The sequence below is a fragment of the Planococcus sp. VCh962 genome (genome assembly GCF_057748275.1).
The window spans coordinates 116,028-120,104 of the sequence record NZ_JBYLHS010000008.1; the positions used below are offsets into that span (position 1 = coordinate 116,028).

Consider the following 4,077-nt stretch of genomic DNA (forward strand, 5'->3'; position numbering starts at 1 on the left):
AACAAAAACATATTAAAAAACAAAAACATATTAAAAAACAAAAACATATTAAAAAACAAAAACATATTAAAAAACAAAAACATATTAAAAAACAAAAAAAACAGGCTTTCGCCTGTTTTTAATTTATTACAGTAATTTTTCACCGAGCAATGAGCCAATAAGTGCGACCGCGACATCAGCTGTCCGGTTTTTCTCATCGAGAATCGGATTAACTTCTACAAACTCCGCCGAAGTGATAATTCCCGCATCATGTAGTAATTCCATTGCCAAATGGCTTTCCCGGTAAGTGATGCCACCTGGAACAGGTGTCCCAACGCCTGGGGTATACATTGGATCAATGCCGTCTAAATCAAGGGATAAATGAACCGCATCGGTTTTGCGTTCTTCTTTTAAATATTGAATAGCATCATCGATTACTGCATTCATTCCCATTTTATCAAGTTCATGCATGCTGTAGACACGAATGCCGCGCTCTTTGATCAGTTCGCGTTCTCCTGGGTCAACAGAACGGGCACCAATGATTACAATGTTTTCAGGCTTCACTTTTGGTGAATACCCACGGATATTCGTTAATTGGTCATGCCCAAGCCCAAAGCTGGCTGCCAAAGGCATCCCATGGATATTGCCAGACGGTGACGTTTCGCTTGTATTCATATCGGCATGGGCATCGTACCAAATTACACCCAAGTTTTCATGGCGCTCAGAAATGCCTGCTAGCGTTCCGATTGCAATGCTGTGGTCTCCTCCAAGAACAAGTGGAAAATTCCCTGCTTCGGCAACTTCAAATACTTTTGCGCCTAATGCTTCAGTAGCATCTGTTACAACTTTTAAATTGCGTAGATTTGTATCAGTGTCAATGGATCCGTCTGCATGGCCGATGTGGATGTCCCCTTCATCTCTCACCGTATGCCCCAAGCTCTCAATCCGTTCTACAACTCCTGCGTAGCGGATAGCACTTGGCCCCATATCGACTCCACGGCGATTTTGGCCATGGTCCATTGGAACTCCTATAATAGAAACATTTAATTTATTCATTATTTTATACCCCCTTATTCAGATGAATATATTGTACCTGCTAAGGAAGCATTGGCTCAACCAGACAAAATTAAGTATATTTATGCATCTTCATTTCTAGTTTATTTTTCACTTTTGGCCATTCCGAATCAATGATTGAATAAACCACTGCATCTCTTGGCTTTCCAGTAGAACGTATGCGTTCATTGCGCAGCGTTCCTTCTTTTACAGCTCCTATTCGCTCAAGCGCCTTCTGTGAAGCGATATTTTCAGCATCTGTCTTGAATTGCACACGAATCATGCCTCGCTTTTCGAAACAATAGCTGAGTAATGCGTATTTAACAGCTGTATTGACATGGGTTCGCTGGGCAGATTCCGAATAGAATGTAGAGCCGATCTCACAGTTTTTATTGATCTCGTCGATTGCATAAATGCGGGTAGTTCCAATAATTTTGCCTGTATTCAAATCTTCTACCGCAAAAATAAGTACATTGGTCCCTTGTAAACCCGTTTCCAGCCAAGCTGCCAACTCCTCGTAACTTTTCACTTTCGTCAGCATGTGTTCAAAAATCCGGGGTGTATACAATTCCCATAAAGCTTTAAAATCTTCCCGCTTCAATAACCTTAACCGAATATTCGACTGCTCAATTATCATGTGATATCCCCTTTTTAACTAAAGTATACCGATTGAATTCTTCTAAAAAATTCTTTCTCAAGTTCTCCAAATTCTTTCACTAAAAAATAAGTAGAAACGGTCGGCAGTGGAAATAAATCAAAATGGGCATCCATTAAACGCCCTTCGATCAATTCCCGCCGGACCATCGACTTGGGCAAAAAAGAAACTCCCAGCCCTTCCTGTATAAAGCGTTTTGCGATATGCGCTTGCGTAACTTTCATCGTCCGTATGCCGGTTACATGAAGACGCAATTTTAATAGAAGTTCATCCCAATAAGCCGGATGGTGATGTGTGAATAAAAAAGAGCTCTGCAGCGCTGCTTCCCCTGAAACAGCAGGGCCTGACTCATCGTCATACGCATCCCTCGGCAAGATAAAAAGAATCGGGTCGCTGTAAACCGTTTCATGGAGAACGTTATGGCGTTTAGGAGGCAAAGCAGAAATTCCGGCCGATACTTGTTCCGTCTCCACCAGTTCTTCTATCTGCTCCGACTCTTCTACCTGAATGACCAATTCCAGGTTCGGGTGGTCTTTCGTAAATGATTTTAAAATATAAGGCAAGATAGTTTCCGCCATCAAAGGAGAAATTGCAAGCGTCCATTTTTGCCGATAGCCTTGGGCAAAAGCCTGAAGCTCTTCCACACTTTGGTCAAGCTGCTTTAATACGAGTTGAGCTTTTCGATGGAAATGGCGTCCCTCTTCTGTTAAAGTAACCCGGTTTTTTTCTCTTTTGAATAAAAAGATGCCGAGGCTTTCTTCCAATAATCGTATATGGACCGTCACACTCGGCTGGGACATCATTAATCGCTCAGAGGTTTTTCTGAAATTCAGTGTTTCAGCCGCATCCACAAAAGTTCTTAACCACGATATTTCCATACTTCCCCTCCCTTGATTAATAATTTGAATTGTTTTAATTATATATCTTTAATTTTTATTATCAACTGACAGGAGTATGATAAAAGAAAAGGAGAGGATTCATATGTTTCAAAAAGGCTTGAAAGGAGTCACAGCTGTCCAAACTAAAATTGCTTCCGTAGATGGAGATAAAGGAGAACTCCGTTATCGCGGCATAGGTGTAGACAAAGCGATTCGAGGAAAATCATTTGAAGAAGTGGCTTATTTTCTTTGGAACGGCCATGATGCTTCAGAGCAGGAACTGAAAGAATTGAACAACCAGCTCATTAAACACCGCCATATTCCTGTTCATGTAGTTGAAACAGCAAAGCTTTTGCCTCAGGAAGCGTCCTTGATGGATAATTTGCGCACCTTAATTTCTGCGTATAGTCACGATGAGTTTACTCGCTTACCTATCGAAGAACAAGCAATAGCATTAACTGCCGCCTTCCCGGTGTTGACAGCATTTCTTTTCCGGTTAAAGCAAAAAAAAGAATTGATCGAACCACGCAGTGACTTGAGCCATACCGCCAACTATTTATGGATGATAAACGGTGAAATGCCATCTGAAGCGCAGACAGAAGCGTTAGAAACCTATTTGAAGTTAACCATGGAACACGGGATGAACGCTTCTACGTTTGCGGCACGGGTTACCATTTCAACTGAGTCGGACCTTACTTCCGCTATCACATCAGCGATCGGTACCATGAAAGGACCTCTCCACGGCGGAGCACCTTCCGGAGTAATTGATTTGCTGGAAGAAATTAAAATGCCTGAACAAATTGAATCCGTCATTTTAAAGAAACTGCAGAACGGTGAAAAAATCATGGGATTTGGCCATCGTATTTACCGCACCGAAGATCCGCGGTCAATTGTCCTTAGAGAAAAATGCCTGGCCTTACAGGGAGCCGATCCATGGCTCGATTTGGCAGTGTCAGCAGAAAAAGAAATCATCCGCCTGCTGAACCAGTACAAACCCGGCCGGGCCCTTTACACCAATGTAGAGTTCTATGCAGCAGCCATTATGCGTTCGATTGCGATGCCTCCTGAACTTTTCACTCCAACTTTCAGTGCAGCCCGCATCGTCGGCTGGACGGCACATGCTATGGAACAGCAAAAAGATAATGTGATTTTCCGCCCGCAATCAGAATATATTGGAGTATAAAAAAAGCCCGCATCCAATAAATTGGATACGGGCTTTTTACACATGGATAGTACAAATACACATGGAACAATGGAGCCTAGGGGGCTCGAACCCCTGACCTCGACGCTGCCAGCGTCGCGCTCTCCCAGCTGAGCTAAGGCCCCGCGCTGAACTGGCGCAGGAAAAAAAAGAAATGAGCCATGAAGGATTCGAACCTTCGACCCTCTGATTAAAAGTCAGATGCTCTACCAACTGAGCTAATGGCTCAAAATAAAAAATGGCTGGGGTACCTGGATTCGAACCAGGGCATGACGGGATCAAAACCCGTTGCCTTACCGCTTGGCTATACC

4 protein-coding genes and 2 tRNA genes are annotated in these 4,077 nt (G+C 43.0%); 1 reads left to right on the forward strand and 5 read right to left on the reverse strand.

Going from position 1 to position 4,077, the window contains the following annotated elements:
• Positions 1-126: 126 nt before the first annotated feature.
• The 3 genes from rocF to AC3AQ9_RS17710 all read right to left on the reverse strand — a co-directional run bounded on the left by rocF (position 127) and on the right by AC3AQ9_RS17710 (position 2,565).
• Complete coding sequence (gene rocF, locus AC3AQ9_RS17700; RefSeq protein WP_488308804.1) at positions 127-1,035, reverse strand: arginase; 909 nt, start codon at positions 1,033-1,035, stop codon at positions 127-129.
• A gap of 70 nt (positions 1,036-1,105) precedes the next feature.
• Complete coding sequence (locus AC3AQ9_RS17705) at positions 1,106-1,669, reverse strand: GNAT family N-acetyltransferase (protein WP_488308805.1); 564 nt, start codon at positions 1,667-1,669, stop codon at positions 1,106-1,108.
• 14 nt (positions 1,670-1,683) lie between these two features.
• Positions 1,684-2,565 (reverse strand): LysR family transcriptional regulator, encoded by an 882-nt coding sequence (locus AC3AQ9_RS17710; RefSeq protein ID WP_488308806.1) that lies wholly within the window; start codon positions 2,563-2,565, stop codon positions 1,684-1,686.
• 103 nt (positions 2,566-2,668) lie between these two features.
• On the opposite strand from AC3AQ9_RS17710, the gene AC3AQ9_RS17715 reads away from it, so the two are divergent.
• The gene (locus AC3AQ9_RS17715; RefSeq protein ID WP_488308807.1) at positions 2,669-3,748 is read left to right on the forward strand and encodes a citrate synthase/methylcitrate synthase; all 1,080 of its coding nucleotides are present in this window, start codon (positions 2,669-2,671) and stop codon (positions 3,746-3,748) included.
• Positions 3,749-3,818: 70 nt separating this feature from the next.
• Here AC3AQ9_RS17715 and AC3AQ9_RS17720 read toward each other — a convergent pair.
• Together AC3AQ9_RS17720 and AC3AQ9_RS17725 are read right to left on the reverse strand one after the other, a co-directional pair.
• A tRNA-Ala gene (locus tag AC3AQ9_RS17720) sits at positions 3,819-3,891 on the reverse strand.
• 30 nt (positions 3,892-3,921) lie between these two features.
• Positions 3,922-3,994, reverse strand: a tRNA-Lys gene (locus AC3AQ9_RS17725).
• Positions 3,995-4,077: the final 83 nt, after the last annotated feature.

Coding starts and splice junctions, on each gene's coding strand:
- rocF (WP_488308804.1), bottom strand. CDS start 1,035: ATGAATAAATTAAATGTTTCTATTATAGGAGTTCCAATGGACCATGGC.
- AC3AQ9_RS17715 (WP_488308807.1), top strand. CDS start 2,669: ATGTTTCAAAAAGGCTTGAAAGGAGTCACAGCTGTCCAAACTAAAATT.
- AC3AQ9_RS17710 (WP_488308806.1), bottom strand. CDS start 2,565: ATGGAAATATCGTGGTTAAGAACTTTTGTGGATGCGGCTGAAACACTG.
- AC3AQ9_RS17705 (WP_488308805.1), bottom strand. CDS start 1,669: ATGATAATTGAGCAGTCGAATATTCGGTTAAGGTTATTGAAGCGGGAA.